At 58.7% G+C, this 26,588-nt stretch carries 23 protein-coding genes and 2 tRNA genes; 20 read left to right on the top strand and 5 right to left on the bottom strand.

Going from position 1 to position 26,588, the window contains the following annotated elements; translation table 11 throughout:
* Positions 1 to 7 precede the first annotated feature (7 nt).
* Positions 8 to 985 (bottom strand): AEC family transporter, encoded by a 978-nt coding sequence (locus OU26_RS00255; protein WP_026645912.1) that lies wholly within the window; start codon positions 983 to 985, stop codon positions 8 to 10.
* 148 nt (positions 986 to 1,133) lie between these two features.
* Positions 1,134 to 2,909 (bottom strand): bifunctional ADP-dependent NAD(P)H-hydrate dehydratase/NAD(P)H-hydrate epimerase, encoded by a 1,776-nt coding sequence (locus OU26_RS00260; protein ID WP_026645913.1) that lies wholly within the window; start codon positions 2,907 to 2,909, stop codon positions 1,134 to 1,136.
* A gap of 111 nt (positions 2,910 to 3,020) precedes the next feature.
* Between OU26_RS00260 and OU26_RS00265 the strand changes: the two genes are divergently transcribed.
* The 3 genes from OU26_RS00265 to OU26_RS00275 all read left to right on the top strand — a co-directional run bounded on the left by OU26_RS00265 (position 3,021) and on the right by OU26_RS00275 (position 4,001).
* Positions 3,021 to 3,722: an ABC transporter ATP-binding protein gene (locus tag OU26_RS00265; protein WP_026645914.1), complete on the top strand. Its 702-nt coding sequence runs from the start codon at positions 3,021 to 3,023 to the stop codon at positions 3,720 to 3,722.
* Positions 3,723 to 3,817: 95 nt separating this feature from the next.
* Positions 3,818 to 3,890 (top strand) — tRNA-Asn (locus tag OU26_RS00270).
* A 38-nt stretch (positions 3,891 to 3,928) separates the two neighbouring features.
* Positions 3,929 to 4,001 (top strand) — tRNA-Asn (locus tag OU26_RS00275).
* 85 nt (positions 4,002 to 4,086) lie between these two features.
* Here the strand turns inward: OU26_RS00275 and OU26_RS00280 are convergent.
* Positions 4,087 to 4,464 (bottom strand): hypothetical protein, encoded by a 378-nt coding sequence (locus OU26_RS00280; protein WP_026645915.1) that lies wholly within the window; start codon positions 4,462 to 4,464, stop codon positions 4,087 to 4,089.
* 174 nt (positions 4,465 to 4,638) lie between these two features.
* Here OU26_RS00280 and OU26_RS00285 point away from each other — a divergent pair, with 174 nt between their 5' ends.
* Both OU26_RS00285 and OU26_RS00290 read left to right on the top strand, forming a co-directional pair.
* The gene (locus OU26_RS00285) at positions 4,639 to 5,259 is read left to right on the top strand and encodes a M23 family metallopeptidase (RefSeq protein ID WP_026645916.1); all 621 of its coding nucleotides are present in this window, start codon (positions 4,639 to 4,641) and stop codon (positions 5,257 to 5,259) included.
* A 110-nt stretch (positions 5,260 to 5,369) separates the two neighbouring features.
* Positions 5,370 to 7,199 carry an AMP-dependent synthetase/ligase gene (locus OU26_RS00290; RefSeq protein ID WP_033498762.1) on the top strand — a complete coding sequence of 610 codons (1,830 nt, stop codon included), beginning with the start codon at positions 5,370 to 5,372 and terminating at the stop codon, positions 7,197 to 7,199.
* A 79-nt stretch (positions 7,200 to 7,278) separates the two neighbouring features.
* Here the strand turns inward: OU26_RS00290 and OU26_RS00295 are convergent, their stop codons facing one another.
* Together OU26_RS00295 and OU26_RS00300 are read right to left on the bottom strand one after the other, a co-directional pair.
* Positions 7,279 to 8,787 (bottom strand): type 1 periplasmic-binding domain-containing protein, encoded by a 1,509-nt coding sequence (locus OU26_RS00295; RefSeq protein ID WP_026645918.1) that lies wholly within the window; start codon positions 8,785 to 8,787, stop codon positions 7,279 to 7,281.
* Positions 8,788 to 8,913: 126 nt separating this feature from the next.
* Positions 8,914 to 10,134 carry an NADP-dependent isocitrate dehydrogenase gene (locus OU26_RS00300; protein WP_026645919.1) on the bottom strand — a complete coding sequence of 407 codons (1,221 nt, stop codon included), beginning with the start codon at positions 10,132 to 10,134 and terminating at the stop codon, positions 8,914 to 8,916.
* A 135-nt stretch (positions 10,135 to 10,269) separates the two neighbouring features.
* On the opposite strand from OU26_RS00300, the gene OU26_RS00305 reads away from it, so the two are divergent.
* The 15 genes from OU26_RS00305 to trpA all read left to right on the top strand — a co-directional run bounded on the left by OU26_RS00305 (position 10,270) and on the right by trpA (position 26,559).
* Positions 10,270 to 11,388, top strand: a complete 1,119-nt coding sequence (locus tag OU26_RS00305) for a GuaB3 family IMP dehydrogenase-related protein (RefSeq protein ID WP_026645920.1) — start codon at positions 10,270 to 10,272, stop codon at positions 11,386 to 11,388.
* 151 nt (positions 11,389 to 11,539) lie between these two features.
* Positions 11,540 to 12,178 (top strand): hypothetical protein, encoded by a 639-nt coding sequence (locus OU26_RS00310; RefSeq protein ID WP_026645921.1) that lies wholly within the window; start codon positions 11,540 to 11,542, stop codon positions 12,176 to 12,178.
* Positions 12,179 to 12,287: 109 nt separating this feature from the next.
* Positions 12,288 to 14,336 (top strand): AMP-dependent synthetase/ligase, encoded by a 2,049-nt coding sequence (locus OU26_RS00315; RefSeq protein WP_026645922.1) that lies wholly within the window; start codon positions 12,288 to 12,290, stop codon positions 14,334 to 14,336.
* A 2-nt stretch (positions 14,337 to 14,338) separates the two neighbouring features.
* A complete protein-coding gene (locus tag OU26_RS00320; RefSeq protein WP_026645923.1) occupies positions 14,339 to 14,824 on the top strand; it encodes a peptide deformylase in 486 nt (161 codons plus the stop codon).
* Between the two features lie 254 nt (positions 14,825 to 15,078).
* Positions 15,079 to 15,897: a 30S ribosomal protein S2 gene (gene rpsB, locus OU26_RS00325; RefSeq protein WP_026645924.1), complete on the top strand. Its 819-nt coding sequence runs from the start codon at positions 15,079 to 15,081 to the stop codon at positions 15,895 to 15,897.
* 75 nt (positions 15,898 to 15,972) lie between these two features.
* Positions 15,973 to 16,848, top strand: coding sequence for a translation elongation factor Ts (gene tsf, locus OU26_RS00330; RefSeq protein WP_026645925.1), 876 nt, complete (start codon positions 15,973 to 15,975; stop codon positions 16,846 to 16,848).
* Between the two features lie 178 nt (positions 16,849 to 17,026).
* Entirely contained in the window at positions 17,027 to 17,776 is a 750-nt protein-coding gene (gene pyrH, locus OU26_RS00335) for a UMP kinase (protein ID WP_026645926.1), read from the top strand.
* 51 nt (positions 17,777 to 17,827) lie between these two features.
* Entirely contained in the window at positions 17,828 to 18,382 is a 555-nt protein-coding gene (gene frr / locus OU26_RS00340; RefSeq protein WP_026645927.1) for a ribosome recycling factor, read from the top strand.
* Between the two features lie 51 nt (positions 18,383 to 18,433).
* Positions 18,434 to 19,420: a phosphatidate cytidylyltransferase gene (locus OU26_RS00345; protein WP_026645928.1), complete on the top strand. Its 987-nt coding sequence runs from the start codon at positions 18,434 to 18,436 to the stop codon at positions 19,418 to 19,420.
* Positions 19,421 to 19,447: 27 nt separating this feature from the next.
* The gene (gene rlmN, locus OU26_RS00350) at positions 19,448 to 20,608 is read left to right on the top strand and encodes a dual-specificity RNA methyltransferase RlmN (RefSeq protein ID WP_026645929.1); all 1,161 of its coding nucleotides are present in this window, start codon (positions 19,448 to 19,450) and stop codon (positions 20,606 to 20,608) included.
* A 104-nt stretch (positions 20,609 to 20,712) separates the two neighbouring features.
* Positions 20,713 to 21,483 carry an imidazole glycerol phosphate synthase subunit HisF gene (gene hisF, locus OU26_RS00355; RefSeq protein WP_026645930.1) on the top strand — a complete coding sequence of 257 codons (771 nt, stop codon included), beginning with the start codon at positions 20,713 to 20,715 and terminating at the stop codon, positions 21,481 to 21,483.
* A gap of 84 nt (positions 21,484 to 21,567) precedes the next feature.
* On the top strand, positions 21,568 to 21,978 hold the full coding sequence (gene hisI / locus OU26_RS00360) for a phosphoribosyl-AMP cyclohydrolase (protein ID WP_026645931.1): 411 nt from the start codon (positions 21,568 to 21,570) through the stop codon (positions 21,976 to 21,978).
* Complete coding sequence (gene trpE, locus OU26_RS00365) at positions 21,975 to 23,531, top strand: anthranilate synthase component I (protein ID WP_026645932.1); 1,557 nt, start codon at positions 21,975 to 21,977, stop codon at positions 23,529 to 23,531. Before hisI ends, trpE begins: the two co-directional genes overlap by 4 nt.
* Before the next feature lie 41 nt (positions 23,532 to 23,572).
* A complete protein-coding gene (locus OU26_RS00370; protein WP_026645933.1) occupies positions 23,573 to 25,666 on the top strand; it encodes a bifunctional indole-3-glycerol phosphate synthase/tryptophan synthase subunit beta in 2,094 nt (697 codons plus the stop codon).
* Positions 25,667 to 25,683: 17 nt separating this feature from the next.
* Positions 25,684 to 26,559: a tryptophan synthase subunit alpha gene (trpA, locus tag OU26_RS00375; RefSeq protein WP_026645934.1), complete on the top strand. Its 876-nt coding sequence runs from the start codon at positions 25,684 to 25,686 to the stop codon at positions 26,557 to 26,559.
* Positions 26,560 to 26,588: the final 29 nt, after the last annotated feature.

Genomic DNA, 26,588 nt, shown 5'->3' on the forward strand with positions numbered 1-26,588 from the left:
GGAAACGTCAGAACGTTAGATACGATACTGCCGGCAGCGTGAACAGGCTCGCCACAGTGGTGGCCAGCACCAGTCCCACCGCGTATTCGGGCATATTATGCTCGCGTTCCGAAAACATGACGATGGCGCTCATGGTCGGCAGTCCCGCGATGATCGTCATCATGTCCGCCATGCTGCGGGGGATTGCCCCTAGGCCGAGCATCGGCGGCACGGCGACGAGCAGCGCATGGAACGCGATGGGGAAGAGCACCATTTTGACCACGATGCCCACATACAGCTCATACCGTTTCAGCACGCCGGCCCAGTCGCGCAGCACGAACAGGCCGCCGAGATAAATCATCGACAGCGGCGTGGAGATCGCGCCCAGCGAATGCAAGGGGGCAATCACCGCCTGCGGTACCGGAATGCCGATGAGCACGATCGCGATCGCGAGGATCACGGCCACCAGTGCGGGGCTCAGCATGCCGAGGATCCTCGATCCCAGCGTCTTCGCCGGATGCTCGTCCATATATGTCTGCCGGTTCGCCTTCGGCTTGGTGATCCACACGCCATAGGTCCAGAAGAAGAACTGATCGGTCAGCGACATCAGCGCGAAAGACAATGCGCCCTGCTTGGGGAACAGCGCTAGGATCAGCGGCAAGCCGATGAACCCGGCGTTGCCGAAGATGAACGCGCCCTGGAACATGCGCCCACGCTCGCCCGGCAGCCGAAGCAGCTTCGCCAGCAGCCACATCGATACGATAAGCAGCGCATACAACGCGATCGTAATGCCAATGACCGCGGCGGAGCCGAACAAATCCTCTCGCGTGGTGCCGGACACGGCGTTGGAAAACACCAGCATCGGAATGCCCACGTTCAGGATCAGCCGGCACACCCCTTGCAGGGAATCCTCATTCAATAGCTTCGTCTTGACACATACCACGCCCACGACCAGCATGACGCCCATGCCGATGAGCTGATTCAGAACCACGGAAAACTGTTGCATGCACCCACCTCTCTTGCCAGACATCCAACATAAGAAGCGGGCAGGAAAACAGAAGGTGGCACACAAGGCATGGGCAAAGCCTGCTATGTGTGCCACCATGCGCATCGCCGTCCGTCCGCGCGCGGGGCGGTAAGCGGAGTGGTAATTTCTAGCGGATTAGTTCGTCGAAGGCCTGGGGGATGGCGGCAATGACGTCCGTGGCGACGATAGGATGACCAATCGCATTCGCGGAATGCCTGGTGGCATGGCCATACAGACGAGGACAGCACCAGCCGCGTTGCTCCGACTTGCTGGCGATCGCGCCTGCAAGCCCATGTGTGTATGCGGCGGCCGCCGCCACCTCCGGCACCAAAGCGGGATCGTCGGTGAGCAGACCGTCCTGCTGAGCCATCAACGCCCCCAACATGCCGGCCAGCACGTCTCCCGAACCTGCGGTGGCCATCCACGCGGGCGCTCGTCCAGACAGGATGATTCGATCGCCTCCGTCACCGTCGGGACCGACCACGATGGTAACGGCGCCTTTGAGAAGCACCGTCGCGCCGGTCAGTTCATGCGCACGTAACGCCGAACGCAGTGGATTGGCCTCCACCTGCTGTCTGGAGACGGCTTCGACGCCGTCGCCATCCAAACGATTCAACAACACTGCCAATTCGCCGGCATGCGGCGTGACTACCACCTGTGGTACGACGCGGTTCGGCAACAGATCCAACGCGCCGGCATCCACTACGATGGGAGGCATAGCCAAAGCCCGCGCGTTCATCTCGTCATCGGTCTCATGCAAAGCGTAATGCTCCAGCAAGGCCGCGATCGTGACGCGCTGCGCGTCATCCTCGCCTGTCTCATCGCCTGCGGACGGTACCCCGGAGCCAACCACCCACGACTCGACTCGACCTTTGCCAAGCACGGCCTCCGGCAATGCGGAAAGCACCATATCCTGCGCACGCTGTGGCCCCAGATACCGCACCATGCCGGCGTTCGTCCGAGCCGCAGCCCTCGCCGACAATATGGCAGCACCGGGATATCGTGCCGAACCGGTCACCAATCCAACCACACCACGCGAATACTTGCCATCCGCAAGACGAGGCAGACGAATCGAATCCGAGACGAAATCACCGTCCGTCATCTCGGCGAACGGAACGGCGTCGTCGATATCGAAGCCAAAATCCACCAGTGTGACCCGCCCGCACGCGTACGAGGCGGGAGGCACCATAGCGCATGGTTTCATCGCGCCAAACGTCACCGTCGCATCCGCGGGAATATACGGTCCTGGCAGTGAGCCGTCATCAACCCCCACTCCGGACGGCACATCGATGGCCACCACCAACGGCAGGTCGGCAGACGGCTCATTGTCCGGCAATGCTGGTTTGTCCGGCAGGTCGCCATCCACGCCGATGGACGCGGCCAATGTGCCTGCGATACCCCGCAACGCGCCAGCCGCCCCGATACCGGTCATCGCGTCAAGCACCACATGTGAACTCCGCGCATATTCGACCGCCGCCTGAAGCCGTTCGCCGGCCTCACCTGCGGAAAACCCGGATGTGCATCCCGGAATGTCGGCCGCCGAATCCAACACCAGAACACGCCCACCGGCATGCACGAATGCTCTGAAAGCCTCCTCATGTAAGGAGCGTCCGACCGCAATCGCCGTCACCTGCGCACCCTCGTTCGCCAATTCGGCACCCGCATACAGACCGTCGCCGCCATTATTCCCGGCGCCCGCTAACACGGTGACACGCGCATTCTCAATCGGGAGATCCTCGTCATCGAGCAACGACATCGTCACTTGGGCTGTGGCGGAGGCCGCCATGCGCATCAGCGGCACGCCATCATCCAGCAGAGGACGCTCCATCTGCCGTACGGTATCGGTGGAATAGGAGCTGTACAGCAGTGTTTGCAAACGGTCGGCATCATTGGAGACATCCATGGAAAATCCTTTCCTCTGCATGGAACCACAGACCCTACTTTAGTCGTATAGTCAAAGAAAAAGCCTATTGATCCGGACATGGATGTCAGACAACGGAACGGGGAGTGTGACATGGCATACATCGAAATGAGGGACAGCACCAAGCGCTACCATATGGGATCCACCACCATCACAGCCAACGACAACGTGTCCTTCACCATCGACAGGGGGGAACTCGCCATCATTCTCGGTGCATCCGGCGCCGGAAAATCGACGGTGCTCAACATTCTGGGCGGTATGGACACCAACACTTCGGGGCAGGTGATCATCGACGGCAAGGACATTTCCGGTTATACGCCCAAACAGTTGACCGCGTACCGTCGGACCGACATCGGATTCGTATTCCAGTTCTACAACCTCGTGGCCAACCTCACGGCACGGGAGAACGTGGAGCTCGCCTCCCAGATCGTCTCCGACGCGCAGGACGCCGATAGCGCGCTCGCCGACGTGGGATTGTCCGATCGTGCTGACAATTTTCCCGCGCAGCTGTCCGGCGGCGAACAACAGCGAGTGGCGATTGCTCGCGCGGTGGCGAAGAATCCGAAGATTCTGCTTTGCGACGAGCCTACGGGTGCGCTTGATTACAATACGGGCAAGCAGGTGCTGCGCATTCTGCAGGATATGAGCCGCAAGAAGGGCGCGACGGTGGTGATTGTGACACATAATTCCGCTATCGCCCCGATCGCGGATCGGGTGATACGCATGCATGACGGGCGTGTCTCGTCGGTCGAGACCAACTCGCATCCGATGGACATCGAAGAGCTCGAATGGTAGTGCGACACGCTATGGAGCGCCTGATTTGCATGATTGGATGATTCGTGTAATATATGTGACTTGTGCACGGAAGCTTGTCTTCCGGGTGGGAATATTCCTGCGTAGCTCAGTTGGCAGAGCATCCGACTGTTAATCGGACGGTCACTGGTTCAAGCCCAGTCGCAGGAGCGAGGTTCCGGGCTTTTGTGGTTCGGGACGAACAACATTCCTGCGTAGCTCAGTTGGCAGAGCATCCGACTGTTAATCGGACGGTCGCTGGTTCAAGCCCAGCCGCAGGAGCTTCAGCCCTTGGATTTCAAGGGCTTTTTTGTTATTTGCTGAAATTGTTTCGACTTATTCTCTCCCTTTCTTTCCCTGAATCGAGTCACTCCAAAGTGTCGAGCACATCGTCGACGAGCGTGCGCCCATGCGATGCGTCCGTTTTGAGTCGGGGGAAGCGACGTAGTACGTTGTCTGGGCTCGCGCCCGCCGCGCGTGCCACATTAGACTTCGATTCGCCGTGAGCCACAGCGATTTCGGCGAGCCGATCCACCAAGGAGTCCGATACTTGCCGCAGCTGCTCCGCGACCCATAACTGGGCAAGCTCGGGGGAGAGGGAGTAATCGTCCTGTAGCTCGCTTGATGCTTCCTGCACGGCCGCCCACAACACCATGAACGGCTTGCGATAGTAGGCGATGCGTTCCTGATCCGGTTCGTTTTGCAGCTGTTGCAGCGCCTTGCGTTGCGTGGTGTTGTCGCTCATACATTTCATCGTATGTCACACGAGGAAGTGCCGACGGCAACTTCAGGTGAGACACGCCCGGAGCATGTGGATAAGTGCGGTTCTCCGACCACAAGGCCGTTTTGATTGGACAATCGGTTTGTGACGATGGCATGCTTTCGATTTCCGGCCGTAATACAGACAAAGGGAATCAACATGGATAGCAGAGAATACCGTCGACGTATCCGTCGCAGCAGAATGTCCGATGATGCTAAGGAACGTGATCGTCGTCGGTGTGCGGCTGCGATGATCATATGCGTGTCGGCGAGTGCCGCGTTCGTGGCCTGCTGTCTGCGCGTGCCGTCGGCATACGCGTATGCGGATAGCATAGCGGCTGGTGATGCCGTACAAACGGAATGCCAGTCATCGATGCGATGGCCTTTGGAACAGCCGCGAATCGTCGGCGTGTACGACGCGCCAGCCAAACAATGGTTGTCGGGCCATCGTGGAGTGGATCTACAGGCTCAGGCGCAGGATGCCATTCTCGCACCCGCCGGCGGGACAATCGCCTTCAGTGGCAAGGTCGCTGGCAAATCCGTGGTGACCCTTCGCCATGGTGCGGACGTGGGGAACCTTACATCGACATTCGAACCAGCCGTAACGACGCGAGCGGTCGGAACATCCATCGCCAAAGGGGAACGTTTCGCTCACGTCGAAGGCGATTCGGAGCACTGTTCCGCCCAGTGCCTGCATTGGGGTCTTAAAGGCATCGGACGTGATTATTCGGATCCATCAATCAGGGTGAAGTCAATGAGGATAGGTCTCAAAGAGGTGTGATCGGCTTGTCCTGCGTGTTCCGCTGACTTGAAGTCGCGGCTTCGGAGGGAAAGTGCGGCATTATGGTTATGATGCTATGTATACATCGGATTTCGAGAAGCGGGAAACTTATGATCAAGGAATACATGCGGCCTCTGGAACATGCGATCGACGCGGATAGAAACATCTTCTCAGTGCTCGAGGAGCGTGCGGAACGCACTCCGGACGACAACCTGGTCGAATACAAGAATGATCAAGGAGAATGGAGCGCGTTCACCGCCACGCAATTCAGGGATAAGGTGGTGGCCCTCGCAAAAGGTCTTATCGCCCGCGGCGTGATGCCGGGGGATTCCGTGTCCATCATCGCGCATACCTGCTGGCAGTGGACGGCGCTTGACGTGGCCATCATGTCCATCGGCGCGCTCACCGTGCCGGTGTATGAGACGAACTCGCCGGCCCAGGTGAGGATGATCTTCAACGACGCCAATGTCAAAATGGCGTTCGCCGAGGATGACGCCCAACGTGACAAGATCGAATCCGTTCGTGGACAATGTTCCGATCTTGGCGATGTGTATGTCATCGGGCTTGGCGCGCTCGACACCATCATTGAATATGGCCATGCGGTCTCGGATGCGGAGTTCCTTGAACGCGAACAGGCGGTCAAAGGTTCCGATCTGGCCACCATCGTGTACACATCCGGATCCACGGGCACGCCGAAAGGCGTCGAATTGACGCACGCCAACTTCGTGTTTATCACCTACTCCGGTGTCAATTCCATGCCGGACATCGCCATGAAGCCGAATCGTCGCCTGCTGCTGTTCCTGCCGTTGGCCCACGTGTTCGCAAGGTACATGCAGTTCTTCTGCTTCGCCGGCAATGTCTCGCTTGGCCTTTCCAGCAATTTGAAGACCATTCTCGCCGATTTCAAGGCGTTCAAACCGACATTCATCCTCGCCGTGCCAAGGATTTTCGAAAAGATTTACAACGCGGCATCGCAGAAGGCCGGTTCCGGCTTCAAGGGACGTGTGTTCGCGGGCGCCACCCGGACCGCATATGACTGGTCGCACGCCCAGCAATCAGGCAAGGGGATTCCCTTTGCATTGAACGCGAAGCATGCTCTGTATAACAAGCTTGTGTATTCGTCAATTATGGACGTGTTCGGCGGCCACGTGGAATATGCGGTCTCCGGCGGCGCTCCGCTCGACTCATCCATCGCGCACTTCTTCAACGGCGTCGGTCTTCCGTTACTGGAAGGTTACGGCATGACCGAAACCTGCGCCCCCTCAAGTGTCAACCCGACCGAAGGCTACAGGATAGGCACCATCGGGCTGCCTTTGCAGGGGGTCACCATGGGTGTCGACGAGGACGGAGAGCTGTGCATCAAAAGCCCTGCCGTGTGTGTCGGTTACCACAACAATCCCGACGTCACCAGACAGCAGATCGTTGATGGATGGCTGCATACCGGAGACCTTGGTTCCATCGACGACGATGGTTTCGTCTCCATCGTCGGCCGTAAGAAGGATCTCATCATCACCGCCGGTGGCAAGAACGTCTCCCCGTGCGAGATGGAGGCTTCCATCATGACTTCGCCGGTGGTGAGCCAATGCGTGATGATCGGTGACCGTAGGCCTTTCATCGCTGCCATCATCTCCCTCGATCTGACCGAGACGAACTTGTGGCTGGAATCCAAGGGTGCGGAACGCGTCGCCGACTTGGACGAAGCCTCGAAGAATCCCATTGTGCGCGCCGAGGTCGAGCGGGCGGTCAACAAGGCCAATGAGCTCGCCTCGCGTGCCGAGTCGATCCGCAAGTTCGAAATCGTGCCTGACGAATTCACCGAGGAGAACGGTCTGGTCACGCCAAGCATGAAAGCTCGCCGACAGGCGGTGGTGGATCATTATCAGACGCTGATAGACAAGGTCATCTATGTGCCGAGGAAGCCGGCGCCGCACGCCGAATAAGCCTTGGTATTATCCGAAAGAAGCCCGGAGACATTATGTCTCCGGGCTTCTTTTCCACTTCATCGCAGTCGAGACGGCATCACAGGCCGGCGTCCGCCAAGGATATATAGTTTGGCTCAATCAGGGTCTTCTTGAGATTACCCGCGCTTATCGCCAGAGCATCCTCATGGATGGTCGGCGTCTTCTTTCCTGCAACCGTCGCTGAGACGATGAAGTCGAGCTTGGACGGCTTGCCTGCGACATTCAAACGCACGCAGGTCCGAGCGATGTCCTTGGCTAGGGTCTTGCGATTTTCCATCGCGGTCATCCATTGTTTGCCGTTGACGATATTCGGCATGGAACTGATATACGCCCCATAGCCGGTGATGATCGGCCACTGCATGTTCTCCTCGTCGTCCGATTTCTTATCTCCGTCATTGTCGGTTGAGGCATTCGGCGAATCAGGCACTGCCTTTTTCTCCAGATCCTTTTTTCCGGTGATGCTGTCCATGATGCCGGAGATGGTGATGGATGGATTGACATCCGCCGAGGAGCCCGTGTAGCCGAGTTTGTTCAATTCATCGGCGACGTTCTTCGCCACATAGTCGTTGCATGAGATGATGCCGTCAATACGGGTGGGATGCGCGTCATCCTCGTCCATGCCAAGACGTTCGGCGAGCGTCGATTTAATTTGTTCGTCCTTTGCGGATTCGAATGCCACGGATTGCCAATCGGATTCATCGGTTGACGCGGTGAGCGTTCCGGAAGGGGAGACGGCCTTGCCATCCTTGAAGTACGGTCCGAGAATCTGCCAGATTCCCCTGAACACATGCTGGGCGAAGGACGTGTCCTCCTTGCTTCCGTGCTCATCCGTCTCATCATAGGGGAGCAGCACCTCGATCTGCTTGGGATCATTGGAAGACGCCTTGCCGAGTTCGAGCTTGCTGACGAGTTCCTTCGCCTGCAGTTGCCCGATCTGCTCGGCGGTGACCATTGGAGCGTACACATCCGGAGCATATCCCTGGAGGGTGTTGGAGACCAGAACAACCTTCATGCCTTCGTTCTGCGCGAGACGCAATGCCGATACCAGACGTTGCGCGGATTGCGCGTGATCCTTCGCGTTCTCATCCGCCGCGTCGGCATCCCAAGTGATGTCATGCTTGGCATAGTCGCCGTACTGCCTGTCGGATTCCGAAAGATCCGTGACCGGCGCCACCACCAGAGTGGTTCCGCTTTTCGAGGACAAGTGTTCCGAACCGTTGATGTGGTTCACCACATAGTCCTGCACGCTTTGGCTCTGCTTGGCCAGATTCGAGGAGTTCTTGACGGTGATGTCGCTGCTTTTGACACCTTCCTGCTTCAGGGATGACACGATTTCGGGAACGATCTTCTCCCATTTACTCAATGGCGTCTGCTGGGAGATGGTGATGCCGTCGGCCGGCGTGAAAATCGCCACGCTACCGGCTGGGTTTACCGCGCTGGACTGTGTGGCCTTGTCCTGCGACTGCGTGTTGTCGTTGGATGAGCATGCGCCCATGGCCGTCACCATGCAGGCCGATGCCAGCAGGGCGAGCAGCCGTTTCGTCGTGGTTATGCGATGCAGTGTCATGCCATGTCCTTTGCGAATACAGTGGGCGGATTCCTCATACTGACCATTGATTGTAATATCCAAGCAGCGAAAAACCCGTATACGTGTGTGGGCGCATACGGGCTTTCTCTTTGTGAAAAACGACGATTACTCCGCCAAGGCCTTCGCCAGGTTCTCGTCGAGCGCATCCATGAAGCCCTCGGTGTCGAGCCATGGCTGATCTGGGCCGATGAGCATGGCGAGGTCCTTGGTCATCTGCCCGCCTTCGACGGTCGAGATGATGACCTTTTCCAGCGTTTCTGCGAAGTGCCTGACCTCGGGGGTGTTGTCAAGGTCGGCGCGGTGCTTGAGACCGCCCGTCCAGGCGAAAATCGAGGCGATCGGGTTGGTAGAGGTCTTCTCGCCTTTCTGCCAGCGACGATAGTGACGCGTCACCGTGCCATGCGCCGCCTCGGCCTCGACAGTCTGTCCGTCGGGGGTCATCAGCACGGAGGTCATCAGGCCGAGCGATCCGAAGCCCTGTGCCACGGAATCGGACTGTACGTCGCCGTCGTAGTTCTTGCAGGCCCAGATGTATCCGCCGTGCCATTTCAGGGAGCTTGCCACCATGTCGTCGATTAGTCGGTGCTCATAGGTGAGTCCGGCCGCCTCGAACTTGTCCTTGTATTCGGTTTCGAACACTTCGGCGAAGATGTCCTTGAACTGTCCGTCGTATGCCTTGAGAATCGTGTTCTTGGTGGACAGGTACACCGGGTAGCCGCGCATCAGGCCGTAGTTGAAGCAGGCGCGTGCGAAGCCGCGGATCGAATCGTTGACGTTGTACTGCACCTGGGCGACGCCGCCGTCGGGTCCGTAGTTGTACACGACATGCTGGATGGGCTCTCCGCCGTCTTCCGGGGTGAACGTGACGGTGAGCTGGCCGGCTCCCGGAACCTTGAAGTCCGTGGCTTTGTACTGGTCGCCGAACGCGTGGCGGGCCACGACGATGGGCTTCGTCCAGCCGGGAACCAGACGGGGCACGTTGCTCATGACGATCGGCTCGCGGAAGATGGTGCCGCCGAGGATGTTGCGGATGGTGCCGTTGGGGGACTTCCACATCTTCTTCAGGCCGAATTCCTTGACACGCGCCTCGTCGGGGGTGATGGTGGCGCACTTGACGCCGACATGCTCCCGCTGGATGGCCTTCGCTGCGTCCACGGTCACCTGATCATCGGTGGCATCTCGATTCTCGATGCCCAGATCGTAGTAATCCAGATCCACGTCAAGATACGGCAGAATCAGACGGTTCTTGATGTCCTTCCAGATGACGCGGGTCATTTCGTCGCCGTCGAGTTCGACGACCTTGCCTTCGACCTTGATTTTGGCCATGGTTTGTCCTCCTGTGGGGATTGAGGTGATGACCTCTGTTTTAATACATGTGTGTTAATTCCGTACGGAAATGTCCAAAACCATGGGAGGACACGCTCGGACCCACTGTCATAGCTGAGCATTAGCCTTGAAACCATGTCTCAGGAAATTGAAATCGGTTTGGGCAAGAAAGGCCGTCTGGCCTACTCGCTGGACGACGTCTCCATCGTCCCATCTCGTCGTACCCGTGACCCCCAGGATGTATCCACTTCCTGGCAGGTCGATGCCTATGAATTCGATGTACCGGTCATCGGCGCCCCGATGGATTCGGTGACCAGCCCGGCCACGGCCATCGCCATGGGCAAGATGGGCGCGCTTGGCGTGCTCGACCTTGAAGGGCTGTGGACCCGTTACGCTGACCCTCAGCCGCTGCTCGACGAGATCGCTCAGCTGCCGGCGGACAAGGCCACCAAGCGCATCCAGGAGATCTATGCCGAGCCGATCAAGCCGGAGCTTATCGTCGAGCGTCTGCATGAGATCCGCGATGCCGGCGTCACCGTCGCCGGAGCGCTGTCTCCCCAGCGCACGCAGGATTATTATTCGACGGTGCTCGAGGCGGGCGTCGACCTGTTCGTCATCCGCGGTACCGTCGTGTCCGCGGAGCATGTCTCCAAGGATCATGAACCGCTCAACCTCAAGAAGTTCATCTATGATCTGGATGTCCCGGTCATTGTGGGCGGTGCGGCCAACTACACAGCCGCGCTGCATCTGATGCGCACCGGCGCCGCCGGTGTTCTTGTCGGTTTCGGTGGCGGTGCGGTTTCCGCCAATCGCAACACTATCGGAGTGCATGCGCCGATGGCCACAGCCATCGCAGATGTCGCCGAGGCTCGCCGTGACTACATGGACGAATCGGGTGGCCGTTACGTGCAGGTGATTGCCGATGGAGGCATGGGTGATTCCGGAAGCTTCATCAAGGCCTTCGCGCTCGGTGCTGACGCGGTAATGCTCGGATCCCCGCTGGCTCGCGCCAAGGAGGCGCCCGGCCAGGGCATGCATTGGGGTGCCGAGGCGCGCCATCAGACGCTGCCGCGTGGTTTCCGCACCAACGTGGGAACCGTGGGCACCTTGGAGGAAGTGATGTTTGGCCCAAGCCACAACGCGGACGGCACCACCAATTTCGTCGGTGCTCTCCGCCGGGCCATGGCCACCACCGGTTATGTCGATCTGAAGAGTTTTCAGCGTTGCCCGGTCACCGTCACTCCGAACCGGTGATCGAATGACCAGGGGTCACCCCTGAAGGATGAGTTGTCCATATATCGATAATTCCCTCCGCCAATTTGACGGGGGGAATTTCTCGTGTATAAATGGTCATTACGTCCTTCTCAGCAGAGTTGGATGACATCCTAAAAAGGAGGCCATATTAATGGACGATTTATTCAACGACGATGTCCCACCTCCGGATTCGCAATCCAATCCCGAACAGGAGGCAGACAACGATGAAGTTTCGCACGACGACGTACCGGACAAGATTCCGTCATCAGGATTGGACACGATATTGGACTTCAATGAAGAAGATAACCGGCTGTTGGAACAGCTGAAAAGAGAGAAAAGATCCCTCTCCTCATACGATGGTTTTCTGGAATCGGAATTATCCCACAAACGCATTCCGTACCATATCATCCGCATCGACAACACGCCGTGGGATGTGGGACAGGCGCACTATCTGGCACTTTTGGGGGCGCGACTGTCATGCGATGTCATCGACATCTTCCGTGGCCGCCGAAAGCCGGCGCATGTCGAACGTATTCTGACGGAGGACTGCATGCGCCGGTTGAAGACGGCGTCGGGTCTTTTGATCAATCACATGAAGGAGGATATCAGGCTTCACGCCAGATTCGGTTTGCTGCCCATCAACGTGTTCATGGTCAGCGGATGGCTGGTTTCGCCGACGAAATTCGAATGCACCGCGTTGCTCAACATCGGTGAACTGCGATTGAGCTGCAATACGACCTTCGTGCTCAAGGGGTCCGTATGGAAGTGTACGGTGGCTGATTTCGGCTGACGTCCTTTTCGGGTGGATTATTAAGACAAAACCCTTGGAATTGGCTATTTACAGCTGATTTCAAGGGTTTTCTGTGCGCCTTGGAAGGACGGCAACTACTATAGAAACCATGTTGAGAGAATTTGTGCCGGAACCGGCTTACAGCACCACGGACGAGGATACGGTCTACGCATTGCTGGCGCGCCGTGCGGAGAAGTCCCCGGATGATCTTACTGCGCAATGGCAGGATGACGATACTAGGCAATGGCATGATGTGACGGCGGCCCAAATGCTCGCTCGTGTTCGCGCCGTGGCGAAAGGTCTTATCGGTCTTGATGTCAAACCGGGTAGCATGGTGGTCATTTATTCCCCGACTTGTTATGAATGGGGCGTGGTGGATTTTGCCTGCGCCGCGATCGGCGCGGTAAGCGTTCCGATATATGAGACGGATTCGGCCAAGCAGGCGGCCTCCATCGTCGAGGAGGTCGAGCCGATCATCGCTTTCGCAGGGGACTCCTCTCACACGCAAACCCTTGAGCAGATTCGCGATGATTATGAGGGGCTGCGTTACGTTTTCAACTTCAAGGCCGGCGGACTCGACGCGGTCGTGGACTTCGGAGAAGGCGTCGATGACGACATGCTCGATCGGGCCATCTCCCGGGTCAAGGCGGATGACATGCTCACCATCGTCTACACGTCGGGTTCCACAGGACGTCCGAAAGGCGCGATGCTGTCCCACCGCAATTTCACGCATATCGTGCTCAACGGCTACATCATCCTTGACGAAATGCTTTACCAGCCGAACCGGTTGATGCTGTTTCTGCCACTGGCGCACTGCTTCGCCCGTTACATCCAGTATGTGGCTATTGGCGGTCACGGCGTGGTCGGATATCTTTCCGGCGCCAAGCACCTGCTTGCCGATTTGCGCAGCTTTAAACCGACGTATCTGCTTGGCGTGCCCCGCGTGTTCGAAAAAGTGTACAACGCCGCATCGCAGAAGGCCGGCGCCGGCATCCGCGGCAGGATTTTCGCCAAGGCATTCGAGCATTTCGTCCAGTGGTCCAAGGATGAGCAGAACGGAGACGGACATTCCCTGATCGCCCGCACCGAGCACTCGTTCTTCATGTCCACCGTAGGCAAGTCCATTCGCTCCGCGCTTGGTCCGAATCTGAAATATCTGGCATGCGGAGGGGCTCCGTTGAACGTCGATCTTGCCCACTTCTTCAACGGCATGGACGGCATCACCTTCATACAGGGCTACGGCATGACGGAGACGGCGGCTCCGATGATCGTCAATTGGCAGAACGCCAACCGTGTCGGTTCAGTCGGCAAGCCCGGCCCCGGTATGGGCGTTCGCACCGATGATGATGGGGAGCTGCAGGTTATGGGGCCCAACGTCTTTCTCGGCTACTACAAGAACCCCGAGAAGACCGCCGAGGTCAAAATGCCCGACGGCTGGCTCAGAACAGGGGATCTGGGAGCCATCGACGACGACGGATTCGTGTATATAACCGGCCGCAAGAAGGACATCATCATTACAGCTGGAGGCAAGAATGTCAGTCCGGCGCCGATGGAGGACATCATCGACACTTGTCCGATCGTGTCTCACGCGGTGGTCATCGGCGACGGGAAGCCGTTCATTAGTGCGTTGATCGAACTGGACCCCGACATGGTTCGTTCGTGGCTATCCCAGCAGGGGCTGGACGGCGATATGTCCATGGAACAGATCGCCGGGAACGATGCGGTTCGTGCATTCGTGCAGCAATATATCGAAAAGGCTAACGCGAATGTCTCCCGCGCGGAATCCGTACGTAAATTCGAAATCCTCAGTGAGGAATTCAATCAGCAGGATGGTACTCTGACTGCGAGCCTGAAGGTCGTGCGCCCCAAGGTGCTGCAGCGCTACGAGGACATCATCGAGAACGTCATCTATGCTCCGAAACAGTCCGGCAGGCCTTTGCCGAAGACAGTTCAGATTCTCGATCGCACCACAGAAACGGTCAAGCAGGCATCGGAAAGCGTGCGACAGGCTTCCGAATCGGTTAGTCCGAAGGTTCGGCAGGCATTTGATACCATGCAGGAGAGAATCAAGAAACAGTCCGATGAGTCGGATGACAATGCGAAATCATCCGCTGAGCCTTCCGAGGCCGAGGATTCGGACAATAGCGAGGAGCGTTAATTTTGGCAATCCGTGAGATTCGTGTCGTACCTGATCCGGTGCTACGTACGCCATGCGACCCCATCAGGGAGATCACACCCGCCGTGCGCCATCTGGTGCAGGATTTGTTGGACACCGTCGACGATCCAGGACGTGCCGGTCTGTCCGCCAACCAAATCGGCGTGAGTCTGCGCGCGTTCTCCTACAATATCGACGGCAAAATCGGCTATGTGCTCAATCCAGTGCTTGAAGAGACCAGCGGAGAGCAGTATGGCGATGAAGGCTGCCTGTCCGTTCCGGGATTGTGGTACAAGACCCGTCGTGCGGATTACGCACGGGTGCGCGGCATTGACTTGGATGGCAACACCGTCGTTTTGGAGGGTCATGGCATCATGGGACGCATGTTGCAGCACGAAACCGACCATCTGGATGGCCATGTCTATCTCGACCGTCTGGAAAAGGAAGAGCGTCGCGAGGCGATGCGTTACATGCGCAACCATCGCAAGTAATCAGAGAATCGATAAACGTCACGGGGCCGCGTCCATGAAAGACGTGGCCCCGTGATATTTTTATCTCTTGTGTGCCATCCCGGCGAGGGACGTTGTCGCGAGCGTCTCAAACCACCAATATTGTCAACCGGCGCACAACCAATTCGCGTCATGCTCGTGACGGCCTGTGTCGGTCGGCTGACGTCTTCAAGACGTTGGCTGCACGCAGGAACGCATGGCCAGGCAAGAACCGACAAGAAAGAGGTAGCGATACCATGGCTCAGATCACTATGAGCGACATGCTGAAGGCAGGTCTGCACTTCGGCCACCAGACCCGTCGTTGGAACCCGAAGATGAAGCAGTTCATCCTCACCCAGCGCAACGGCATCCACATCATCAACCTGTTCAAGTCGCTCGACATGATCGACAAGGCCTATGACTTCATCAAGGCCACTGTCGCCCACAACGGCACCGTGCTGTTCGTCGGCACCAAGAAGCAGGCTCAGGAAGCCGTCTCCACCCAGGCCACCCGCGTGAACATGCCGTACGTCTCCGAGCGTTGGCTCGGCGGTATGCTGACCAACTTCCAGACCGTGTCCAAGCGTGTCTCCCGCCTCAAGGAACTTGAGGAGATGGACTTCACCGACGTGCACGGTTCCGGTCTGACCAAGAAGGAGCTGCTGCTCCTCGAGCGTGAGAAGGACAAGCTGGCCAAGCAGCTGGGCGGTATCCGCAACATGAACCGTACCCCGTCCGCCATGTTCGTGGTCGACGTGAACAAGGAGGTCCTGGCCGTCGAGGAAGCCCACAAGCTGGGCATCCCGGTCGTCGCCATCGTCGACACCAACGCCGATCCGGAATCCGTCGAGTATCCGATCGCCGCCAATGATGACGCCATCCGCGGCATCGAGCTGCTGACCAGCCTCATGGCCGACGCAGTGGCGGAAGGCCTGCTGGAGCGCTCCGGCAAGGCCGCCAAGGCTGAAGGCGATTCCGAGCAGCCGATGGCCGCTTGGGAGAAGGAGCTCCTCACTGAGGGCGCTCCGGCCGCCGAAGCTCCGGCTGCGGCCGAAGGCGAAGCCAAGGCTGAGTGAAACCATGCTCTATGATGGGAGGAGTTGTGCCTCCCATCATAGAGGCATCACCAAATTTTCAGAGGAGACAAATCAATGGCAGCAATCACTGCAGCTCTGATCAAGCAGGTGCGCGAGGAAACCGGCGCCGGCATGATGGACGTCAAGAAGGCACTGACCGAAGCCGAAGGCGACGTGGCCCGCGCCAAGGAGATCATCCGCGCTAAGGGCATTCAGGCCGCCGGCAAGCGCGAAGGCCGCAAGGCCCAGGAAGGCACCATCGCCTCCACCGTCGTCGAATCCGCCAACGGCCAGACCGGCTACGCGGTCGAGCTGAATTCCGAGACCGATTTCGTGGCTAAGACCCCGAAGTTCGTGGAGTTCGCCGACAGTGTGCTCGATGATGCCGTCAAGGCCGGCGCATCCTCCGTGGATGACGTTCTGGCGGCCGCCTCCGGCGACTCCACCGTGAAGGAAGCCGTCGAAGAAGCCGCGGCTCTGTTCGGAGAGCATGTCAAGGTCGGCCAGTTCGCCAAGGTCGAAGGCCCGCATGTCGAGGTCTACGCCCACAAGAAGTCCGCTGAGATGCCGCCGAGCATCGTGGCCATGATCGCCACCGATGAGGCCGGCGCCGCCGTGGCCCATGAGGCTGCTCTCCAGATTTCCGCGATGGGTGCCCAGTGGCTGACCCGCGAGGACGTCCCGGCCGATGTGCTGGAGTCCGAGCGCCGCGTGGCCACCGAGAAGACCACCGAGGAGCTCAAGAGCAAGGGCAAGCCGGAAGCCGTGATCGAGAAGATCGCCCCGAAGATCGTGGAAGGCCGTCTCGGCGCTTTCTACAAGGAGACCGTGCTGCTCGAGCAGGCCTATGTCAAGGATCCGTCCAAGACCGTCGGCGACCTGTTCAAGGAAGTCGGTGGCTCCGCGCTGTCCTTCGCTCGCGTGGAGGTCGGCAAGGGCGACGCCGAGTGAATCTGATATGAGATAGGTCCGTATTCCCCATGCGGGCCGTCATATCTTCAAAGGCCACAATCCCATTGGGTTGTGGCCTTTTTCTTTTTCCTCCAAGCCATCGTGTTTCCGGTGTCTGTGTTTGCCGATAGTCTTGAGAGCGGTAATTTCATGGGTTTTCGGGTAAGAAAGGCATTTCATGACTGGCGAAAACACTGGTGACAATCCTCGCAGGGTGTTGCTCAAGCTTTCCGGTGAAGCGTTCGGAGGCGGCAAAGTTGGTATCGACACCACCGTCATCCGTCGCATCGCGGAGGAAATCGTCCCCGCCGTCAAACAGGGAGTACAGGTTGCCATCGTCGTAGGCGGCGGCAACTTCTTCCGTGGCGCCGAATTGCAGCAGGCCGGCATCGACCGTTCCCGCGGCGATTACATGGGCATGCTCGGCACTGTGATGAATTGCCTCGCACTGCAGGATTTCCTTGAGCAGGAGGGCCAGGCCACCCGCGTGCAGACCGCCATCACCATGGGGCAGGTGGCTGAGCCGTACATTCCGCTCAAGGCCATTCGTCATTTGGAAAAGGGCCGCGTCGTGATTTTCGGCGCCGGTGCCGGCATGCCGTACTTCTCCACCGATACGGTATCCATCCAGCGTTCCCTGGAGATCCATTGCGACGAAGTGCTGATGGGCAAGAACGGCGTGGATGGCGTGTATACCGCTGATCCCCGCAAGGACGCAAACGCAAAGCGCTTCGCCACGCTGAGCTACAACCGTGCGCTGGTGGACAATCTTGCCGTCATGGACGCCGCCGCGCTTTCCATGGCGAGGGACAATCGGCAGCGTATCCGCGTCTTCGGTCTGGAAGGCGCCGGAAACGTGACCCGCGCACTGCTCGGTGATGAGATCGGTACCATGGTCTCCACCGCTGAATCCAAGCTTGCCGAGTGAAGACATTCAACGTCGAATATCGATTGAAACAACAATATAAGGAGCAAAACAATGGCAACTATCGTTGATCAGGCCAAGGCCCAGATGGCCAAGTCCGTGGAATCCACCAAGGAGAACTTCTCCGGCATCCGCACCGGCCGTGCGAATCCGGCGCTGCTCAATGGCATCACCGTTGATTACTATGGTGCTCCGACCCCGCTGAGGGCCGTCGCCACCATCGGTGTTCCGGAACCGCGTACTTTGGCCGTCACCCCGTTTGACGCGTCCCAGGCCAATGCCGTGGAGAAGGCGCTGCGCGACTCCGATCTTGGCGCCAGCCCGCGCCGTGACGGCAACGTCATCCGTCTGACCATGCCGGAGCTGACCGAGGAACGCCGCAAGGAATACGTCAAGATTGCCAAGGGCAAGGCGGAGGACGGCAAGGTTGCGGTGCGCAACATCCGTCGTAAGGTCAAGGAATCGCTTGACAAGGCGATCAAGGATGGCGATATGGGCGAGGACGAGGGCGATCGTCTGCTTAAGGAGCTGGACAAGGTCACCAAGCAGACCACTGACGAGCTTGACGCTCTGCTGGAAACCAAGCAGAAGGAGATTATGGAGGTCTGAGTCTCCATACCTCCATATCAATAATCGACGCACGGTATCACAGGGGAGAACATGACGGGGCATCAGGAGCAACACGAAAAGGAAGCCGAGGCCATCGACGCCATCAACAAGAAGACGGGACGAAACATGCCGCAGGCCATTGGCACGGCTGTCGTCCTCATCGCCATCATTCTGGCATGCTTGCTGATCAGCGTCGACCTGTTCGTCTATCTGGTCGTGTTGTTCATGATGCTCGCCCTGTGGGAGCTGCGCGTCGATTTCGCCACCGTGGGATTGCATATTCCCGTGGTGACGCTGTGGGTGTGTTCGGCAGCGACATTGCTGGCCACGTATTACAGCACCCATCATATTGTGGCGATGACGGTCTGCGTATTGGTTTCGCTTTTGCTGGTTGCTATCGCAGCCAGCGCCAAGGTGACGTTCGGCAGCCGTCTCTCTCTTGCTGTGGCGGACAAGCTGTCGCACACCGATGCCGGTGCGCGTCTTGAATCGTCATTCAACCACGAACAGGGCGAGGTCAGCCACAGCCGGCTGAGCCATGTGGCCGTCTCCATGTTCACGGTGCTGTACATCCCATTGCTGGCTTCCTGTCTGATTATGCCGCTGACCTTCAACAACCATCCCGTGGCGCATGCCATCATGCTGGTGTTCATGCCGGCTTTGAGCGATACCGGTGGGCTGTTCGCAGGAGCGTGGCTCGGCAAGCACAAGCTCAGTCCGCGCATCTCCCCGAAGAAGTCTTGGGAAGGTCTCGCCGGCTCCATCCTGTTTGCCATGGTCGGTTCCTTCGTTGCTATGTTCAGCACATATGAGCCATCCGTGTGCGTGTCCCGCTGGTGGGTGCCCGTCATCGCTGGTGTCATGATCGGTGTTGCGGGAACATTCGGCGATCTGTGCGCGTCCATGCTGAAGCGCGACATCGGTATCAAGGACATGGGACACTTGCTCAAAGGCCATGGTGGTGTGATGGATCGTGTCGACTCCATCCTGCTGTGCGCGCCTTTCGTGTGCGTGCTGCTGTGGGTCGCCGGAATGTGAGAAAGAGACGGCTATAACGTGAATTCCGTGAACGAACAACCGGAAACCGGCATCACGCCCGGAGGAACATCGGGCGCATTCAGGGATGTGCTGTCGAAGGATCATGCCCGGCGTGGCAAGCCGCCGCTGCATTTCGCCGACATGTCCGACGATGAGCGTATCGCCAAGGCCGAGGAAATTGGTCTGCCGAAATTCAGAGTCAAGCAATTGGCCAACCATTATTATGGCCATTTTGATATCGACGCGGAGGAATTCTCTGACTTCCCCGCGGCCAGACGCGCCGACGCGGCCGAAACTTTCTTCCCGGAACTCATTCACGAGGTGACCCGCCAGGTCGCCGACGAGGGCGAGACCATCAAAACATTGTGGCGTTTGTTCGACGGATCATTGATTGAATCCGTGTTGATGCGTTATCCGACAAGAACAACATTATGTATTTCCAGCCAGGTCGGCTGCGGCATGGGATGCCCGTTCTGCGCCACCGGACAGTTGGGACTGACCAGAAACATGTCCGCGGGTGAGATTGTGGAGCAGGTGCGGGTGGCGGCCAAAGCCATGCGTGACGGCGATGTGGCCGGCGGCCCGGGCCGGTTGAGCAATATCGTGTTCATGGGTATGGGCGAGCCTATGGGCAACTACAGGTCGGTGCTGAGCGCCGTCCGTCAGATCAGCGCCATGCCTCCTGAAGGATTCGGCATTTCCGCCCGAAATATTACCGTTTCCACGGTTGGTGTGGTGCCGGGCATCAGAAAGCTTGCCGCGGAGGGTATTCCCGTGAGACTCGCGGTGTCGCTGCATGCTCCGAGCGATGAGCTGCGCGATGAATTGGTACCGATGAACAAGCGTTTCAACACCACGCAGGTGCTGGATGCCGCGCATGATTACTATCTGGCCACCAAGCGGCGGGTCAGCATCGAATACGCTTTGATGCGCGGCATCAACGACCAGGCCGAGCATGCCAGGCTGCTGGCCAAACGTCTGAACCATTACGGGGACGACTGGGCGCATGTCAATCCGATTCCGCTCAATCCCATCGAGGGATCGAAATGGACCGCTTCCAAGCCCGAGGACGAACGCAGATTCCTGGAGATTCTCCGCAACGCGGGCATCACCGCCACATTGCGGGACACCCGCGGACAGGACATCGATGGAGCTTGCGGTCAGCTGGCCGCCAAGGAACGCGACTGATCCAATGTTTTTGTCCGCTACTCGGACTCCATACGAGTCGGCGTGACATTTTGCGGTTACTCTTGCAATCGTTGCAAACTTTATGCGCGAAGGAGTAGAGCACCATGTCACTGGCGGTCCGAGTCATTCCATGTCTTGATGTAGATGCGGGACGAGTGGTCAAAGGCGTGCATTTCGAGAATCTTCGCGACGCCGGCGATCCGGTGGAACTTGCTGCGGAATACTACCGGCAGGGCGCTGACGAGCTGACGTTCCTCGATGTGACGGCTTCGAGCTCCCACAGACATACCATGGTGGATGTGGTGAGCCGGACTGCTGAGCAGATTTTCATCCCGCTGACCGTAGGCGGCGGCGTACGCACCCCTGAGGATGTCGATTCGCTGCTTCGCTGCGGCGCGGACAAAGTAGGCGTCAATACCGCAGCCATCAACGATCCCACATTGATCAGCCGCGTTGCCGAACGGTTTGGCAACCAGGTGCTCGTCCTTTCCGTCGATGCGCGGCGAGAGCGCGGGGAGCGCCATACGCAGTCCGGTTTCGAAGTGACCACCATGGGAGGGCGCAAATCCACGGGCATCGACGCCATCTGGTGGGTCAAACGAGCCCAGGAGCTCGGTGCGGGAGAGATTCTTCTCAATTCGATGGACGCCGACGGCACCCAGCAGGGATTCGATTTGGAAATGATCAAGGCCGTGCGCAAGGAGGTCAAGATTCCCATCATCGCTTCGGGAGGCGCCGGGAAGGCGGCGGATTTCCCGCCGGCGATCGCGGCTGGCGCGGACGCGGTGCTCGCTGCATCGATCTTCCACTACGGGAAGGTCACCATCGGCGAGGTCAAGGAATCCATCAAGGCCGCCGGTTACACCGTGCGCTGAAGGGAAGAAGCGTCCACGCGTCTGGAACGCCGGAACAACTGCACGTAAAGCATTTCCACTGAACGAATCGCAAGAAGCATCATCATGACCAACGAAAAAGCATACGACAACTCCATCACCCTCGATCCCCGCATCGCGCAGCGGCTCAAGCGCGACGACAAAGGTCTGGTCGCCGCCGTCATCCAGCAGTTCGACACCAAGGAAGTGCTGATGGTCGGCTATATGAATGACGAAGCCATCAGACGGACCCTCACCACCGGTCGTGTCACGTTCTGGTCGAGATCCAGGCAGGAGTACTGGCGCAAGGGCGATACGTCGGGTCATGCTCAATATGTGAAGTCCTTCGCGCTGGATTGTGACGGAGATGCCATTCTGGTGGAAGTCGACCAAGTGGGGGCGGCGTGCCATACGGGCAAGCGTTCCTGCTTCGAGGAAGGCGGGCAGCTGCCCGTGGTTGTAGGTTATCGAACCAAGGAACAGGAGGGTCAGCGGTGAGCGAATGCAGCGTTCGGACACTGAAGTGGGGTTCCACCTGGCCAAGCCGTGAGCAATTCCATGAATTGGCGGATCAAGGGTATCGTGTCATTCCCATCGTGCGGCGACTGCTTGCCGATTCACTCACTCCGGTGGGTTTTTATGAGCGTTTGGCGGGAGGCCGTTCCGGCACATTCATCCTCGAATCTGCGGAATTCGGCGGGGCTTGGAGCCGGTACAGCTTCATCGGTGTGAATTCCATGGCGCAACTGCGTTCGAACGCGGGCAAGGCCGATTGGCTTGGACGGGTGCCTGTCGGTGTCCCCACGGAAGGGGATGTCGTCGAAGTGGCCCATGCTGCGCTGAAGACATTGAAGGCTCCGCATGTCGAAGGGCTGCCGAATCTGACCAGCGGCCTTGTCGGTACGGTGGGCTGGGACTCGATCCGGCATTGGGAACCGACTTTGCGCGCCAAGGCACCGAACGAGACCGGGCAGCCGGAAACCGTGCTGGCCCTTGCCACGGACATCGCCGTGGTGGATCATGTGTCCGGTTCCGTATGGTTGATTGCCAATGCCGTGAATGTCGACGATCGTCCGACACGCGCCGATGCCGCCTATGACGAGGCTCTGGAACGCTTGGATGACATGCAACGCAAGGCCGCCACGCCAGTCGAGAACGAGGCGAGGGTCAATGTGCTCGACGAATCGGTCGAACAGCCCCAGCTGCGGTTCCGCACCGAAAAAGGGGATTACGAGCGCGCCGTCGAAACAGCCAAGCGCCATATTGTCGACGGCGATGTATTCCAAGTGGTCATCTCGCAGCGGCTTGACATTGATTCACCTGCGGATCCGTTCGACGTGTACCGTGTGCTGCGCACGCTCAATCCAAGCCCATATATGTACTTCATGGCGCTTACCGATGCGCAGGGACGTGATTTCAATGTCATCGGCTCCAGTCCGGAGACCCTGATCAAGGTGGACAACGGCCATGCCATGTCCTTCCCGATCGCCGGCTCCCGGCCGCGCGGCGCCACTCCCGAAGAGGATGAGAGGCTTGCCAAGGAGCTGCTGGCCGATCCGAAGGAACGCAGCGAGCATATCATGTTGGTCGATTTGGCCCGCAACGATTTGAGCCGAGTGTGCAAACCGGAAAGCGTCGAAGTCGTTTCCCTGATGGATATCAAGCGGTTCAGTCATATCATGCACATCTGCTCTACCGTCACGGGACAAGTCGCCGATGGCATGACTCCGTTCGATGTATTCACATCCGCCTTCCCCGCGGGAACGCTGTCCGGAGCGCCGAAGCCGCGTGCCATCGACATCATCGATGAGCTTGAGCCGGCCGATCGTGGCATCTACGGCGGCACCGTTGGCTATTTTGATTTTTCAGGCAATCTCGATATGGCCATCGCCATTCGAACTGCATTCATCCGCGACCATGAAGCGAGCGTGCAGGCCGGAGCTGGAATCGTACTTGATTCCGTGCCGGCCAGTGAGTGGCAGGAGACTCGTAACAAGGCCGAAGCCAGCGTCGAGGCGGTACAGATCGCCGCGCAGCTTCGCCAGTTGTGAGTCATATGTGACCATTCGATTGTGTTGTGAAAGGAATATCAATGTCCGTGCTCGATGAATTGGTGGCGGGAGCCGTCGAAGATCAGAAGTCGAGGGAGAAGGATGTGCCGCTTGACGAGGTCAAGCGCATGGCGTTCGAGGCGCCGTCGCCGATTGACGCGCGTCAATGGCTGAAGAAGCCGGATGGCATCCCGGTTATCGCCGAAATCAAGAGGGCTTCCCCTTCCAAGGGGCATTTGAGCGATATCCCCGACCCGGCCGCTTTGGCTCGTGAATACGAACGGGGAGGGGCGAGTGCGATTTCCGTGCTCACCGAGGGGCGCCGGTTCCTTGGTTCGCTTGATGATTTCGACAAGGTGCGCGCCGCGGTGAGGATTCCCGTGTTGCGTAAGGATTTCATCGTCACTGAATACCAGATTTGGGAGGCGCGCGCGCATGGGGCGGATCTGGTGCTGCTCATCGTCGCCGCACTGGATGACGACAGACTCAAGTCTTTGCTCGATCTTGCGCACAGCCTTAATATGACGGTTCTTGTGGAGACCCACACTCGCGAGGAGATCCAGCGCGCCATCAAGGTGGGAGCCAAGGTCATTGGCATCAACGCCCGTAATCTCAAAGACCTCAAGGTGGATGTGAACAAATACAACGAGTTGGCGGCCGATTTGCCGGACGATGTGATTCGCGTGGCGGAATCGGGCGTGTTCGGCGCGGTCGAGCTTGAGGACTATGCCCGTGCCGGCGCCGATGCGGTGCTGGTGGGAGAGGGCGTCGCCACAGCGGCCGACCATGAACAGGCTGTGAATCGACTAGTGAAGGCAGGAGCAAGAGTGAAAGCATCTGAACAGACTCCGTTGGCAAGTCATGAAGGACCGTATTTCGGGCAATTCGGCGGACGATATGTGCCGGAAGCGTTGATCACGGCGTTGGATGAGCTTGAACGCGTGTACACGGAAGCCAAGGCCGATCCGGAATTCCATAAGGAATTGGCGCGATTGAACCAGCAGTATGTCGGCCGTCCATCACCGTTGACCGAGGCTCCCCGTTTCGCCGAACGTCTCAAGGAGAAGACCGGGCTCGACGCACGTGTGTTCCTCAAACGCGAGGATTTGAACCACACCGGTGCCCACAAGATCAACAACGCGCTCGGTCAGGCCCTTCTGGTCAAGCGCATGGGTAAGACCCGTGTGATCGCCGAGACCGGTGCCGGACAGCACGGCGTGGCCACTGCGACGGTCTGCGCCATGCTGGGGCTCAAGTGCCGCATCTACATGGGGCAGATCGATGCCCGCCGCCAGGCGTTGAATGTGGCGCGTATGCGCATGCTGGGAGCGGAAGTCGTGGAGGTCACCTTGGGCGACCGCATTCTCAAGGACGCCATCAATGAGGCGTTGCGCGACTGGGTCACCAACGTCAAGGACACTCATTACCTGCTTGGCACGGTCGCGGGACCTCATCCGTTCCCATCCATGGTGCGCGACTTCCAGAAGATCATCGGTGAGGAAGCCAAGCAGCAGCTGCAGGATTGGTATGGCATCGACCATCCGGATGCGATTTGCGCATGCGTCGGCGGTGGCTCCAATGCCATCGGCATCATGAACGCCTTCCTTGACGACGATCGTGTGAACCTGTACGGCTACGAGGCTGGCGGCAATGGTCCCGAATCCGGGCGGCATGCCATCCGATTCGCGCCGGGAACCGGCGAACTCGGCATGTTCCAAGGTGCCAAGAGCTATCTGCTGGAGAACTCCGAAGGTCAGACCCTCGACACCTATTCCATCTCTGCCGGATTGGATTACGCCTCGGTAGGCCCCGAGCACGCATGGCTCAAGGACATCGGACGCGTCAACTACTCTTGGGCGACCGATCAGGAGGCCATGAGCGCCTTCAAGGACCTGTGCGAGACCGAGGGCATTATCCCGGCCATTGAAAGCTCCCATGCCGTCGCCGGCGCCTATAAGGCTGCAGCGGATCTCAAAGCCAAGGGGTATAAGCATCCGGTCATGATCATCAACATTTCCGGTCGTGGAGACAAGGACATGAACACCGCCGGCAAGTGGTTCGGATATCTGACCGACGAGCAGGCCAAGGCCTTGGAAGCTAATGGCGCCCAGGGCAACAACGCGGACGGCGAGTGAGAGAAGGAGCAATCATCATGACGAACGCAACAGCATCCACGCCGTCCGGACAGCCGCTCGGCATCAGCCACAAGCCCAGTCCGACGGAGTCCATGTTCGAGAAGTTCAAAGCCGCCGACAAGCCGGCCTTCATCGGATACCTGCCGTACGGATTCCCTGATCCGGAATACTCGCTCAAAGCGTTCCGCACCATGGTCGAACATGGTGTGAACGCGGTCGAGATTGGACTGCCCTATTCCGATCCCGTCATGGATGGCCCCGTCATCCAGGCGGCCTCCCAAATCGCCATCGACAATGGCGAGAAAATCGCCAATGTGTTCAAAGCCGTGGAAACCGTGGCGAATGCCGGGGGAGTGCCGCTGGTCATGAGCTACTGGAACCTCATCTTCCACTACGGTGTCGAACGCTTCGCACGTGACTTCGAGAACGCGGGCGGCGTTGGTCTAATCACTCCGGATCTCATTCCGGACGAGGCCGGCGAATGGATCGAGGCGTCCGACCGCCATGCGCTCGACCGCATCTTCCTGGTGTCCCCGGATTCCACCGAGGATCGTCTGAAGATTGTTGCAGACAATGCGCGTGGCTTCGTCTACGCGGCGGCACGCATGGGCGTCACCGGCGAACGCTCCACCATTGACGCCTCGCCGGAGGAACTGGTGACTCGCACTCGTAAGGCCGGCGCGAAGAACGTGTGCGTCGGCATCGGCGTGTCCACCGCCGAGCAGGGCGCCCGCGTGGGATCGTATGCGGACGGCGTCATCGTCGGTTCGGCTCTGGTGCATACCATGCTCGACGAATCCGGCAAACACGCCGTCGATGAGGCTGCTGGTCTCAAGGCTTTGGCCGCGAAGACCGAGGAGCTCGCCGAGGGCATCCATAACGCCCGTAACTGAAACAGCCGGAAACGGCGCATTGGTAGTCC

Origin of the sequence: Bifidobacterium ruminantium DSM 6489 (genome assembly GCF_000770925.1) — a bacterium.
In the GTDB taxonomy this organism is placed as follows: Bacteria; Actinomycetota; Actinomycetes; order Actinomycetales; family Bifidobacteriaceae; genus Bifidobacterium; species Bifidobacterium ruminantium.

Coding starts and splice junctions, on each gene's coding strand:
- OU26_RS00255 (WP_026645912.1), bottom strand. CDS start 985: ATGCAACAGTTTTCCGTGGTTCTGAATCAGCTCATCGGCATGGGCGTC.
- OU26_RS00260 (WP_026645913.1), bottom strand. CDS start 2,909: ATGGATGTCTCCAATGATGCCGACCGTTTGCAAACACTGCTGTACAGC.
- OU26_RS00265 (WP_026645914.1), top strand. CDS start 3,021: ATGGCATACATCGAAATGAGGGACAGCACCAAGCGCTACCATATGGGA.
- OU26_RS00280 (WP_026645915.1), bottom strand. CDS start 4,464: ATGAGCGACAACACCACGCAACGCAAGGCGCTGCAACAGCTGCAAAAC.
- OU26_RS00285 (WP_026645916.1), top strand. CDS start 4,639: ATGGATAGCAGAGAATACCGTCGACGTATCCGTCGCAGCAGAATGTCC.
- OU26_RS00290 (WP_033498762.1), top strand. CDS start 5,370: ATGATCAAGGAATACATGCGGCCTCTGGAACATGCGATCGACGCGGAT.
- OU26_RS00295 (WP_026645918.1), bottom strand. CDS start 8,787: ATGACACTGCATCGCATAACCACGACGAAACGGCTGCTCGCCCTGCTG.
- OU26_RS00300 (WP_026645919.1), bottom strand. CDS start 10,134: ATGGCCAAAATCAAGGTCGAAGGCAAGGTCGTCGAACTCGACGGCGAC.
- OU26_RS00305 (WP_026645920.1), top strand. CDS start 10,270: ATGTCTCAGGAAATTGAAATCGGTTTGGGCAAGAAAGGCCGTCTGGCC.
- OU26_RS00310 (WP_026645921.1), top strand. CDS start 11,540: ATGGACGATTTATTCAACGACGATGTCCCACCTCCGGATTCGCAATCC.
- OU26_RS00315 (WP_026645922.1), top strand. CDS start 12,288: ATGTTGAGAGAATTTGTGCCGGAACCGGCTTACAGCACCACGGACGAG.
- rpsB (WP_026645924.1), top strand. CDS start 15,079: ATGGCTCAGATCACTATGAGCGACATGCTGAAGGCAGGTCTGCACTTC.
- tsf (WP_026645925.1), top strand. CDS start 15,973: ATGGCAGCAATCACTGCAGCTCTGATCAAGCAGGTGCGCGAGGAAACC.
- pyrH (WP_026645926.1), top strand. CDS start 17,027: ATGACTGGCGAAAACACTGGTGACAATCCTCGCAGGGTGTTGCTCAAG.
- frr (WP_026645927.1), top strand. CDS start 17,828: ATGGCAACTATCGTTGATCAGGCCAAGGCCCAGATGGCCAAGTCCGTG.
- OU26_RS00345 (WP_026645928.1), top strand. CDS start 18,434: ATGACGGGGCATCAGGAGCAACACGAAAAGGAAGCCGAGGCCATCGAC.
- hisF (WP_026645930.1), top strand. CDS start 20,713: ATGTCACTGGCGGTCCGAGTCATTCCATGTCTTGATGTAGATGCGGGA.
- hisI (WP_026645931.1), top strand. CDS start 21,568: ATGACCAACGAAAAAGCATACGACAACTCCATCACCCTCGATCCCCGC.
- OU26_RS00370 (WP_026645933.1), top strand. CDS start 23,573: ATGTCCGTGCTCGATGAATTGGTGGCGGGAGCCGTCGAAGATCAGAAG.
- trpA (WP_026645934.1), top strand. CDS start 25,684: ATGACGAACGCAACAGCATCCACGCCGTCCGGACAGCCGCTCGGCATC.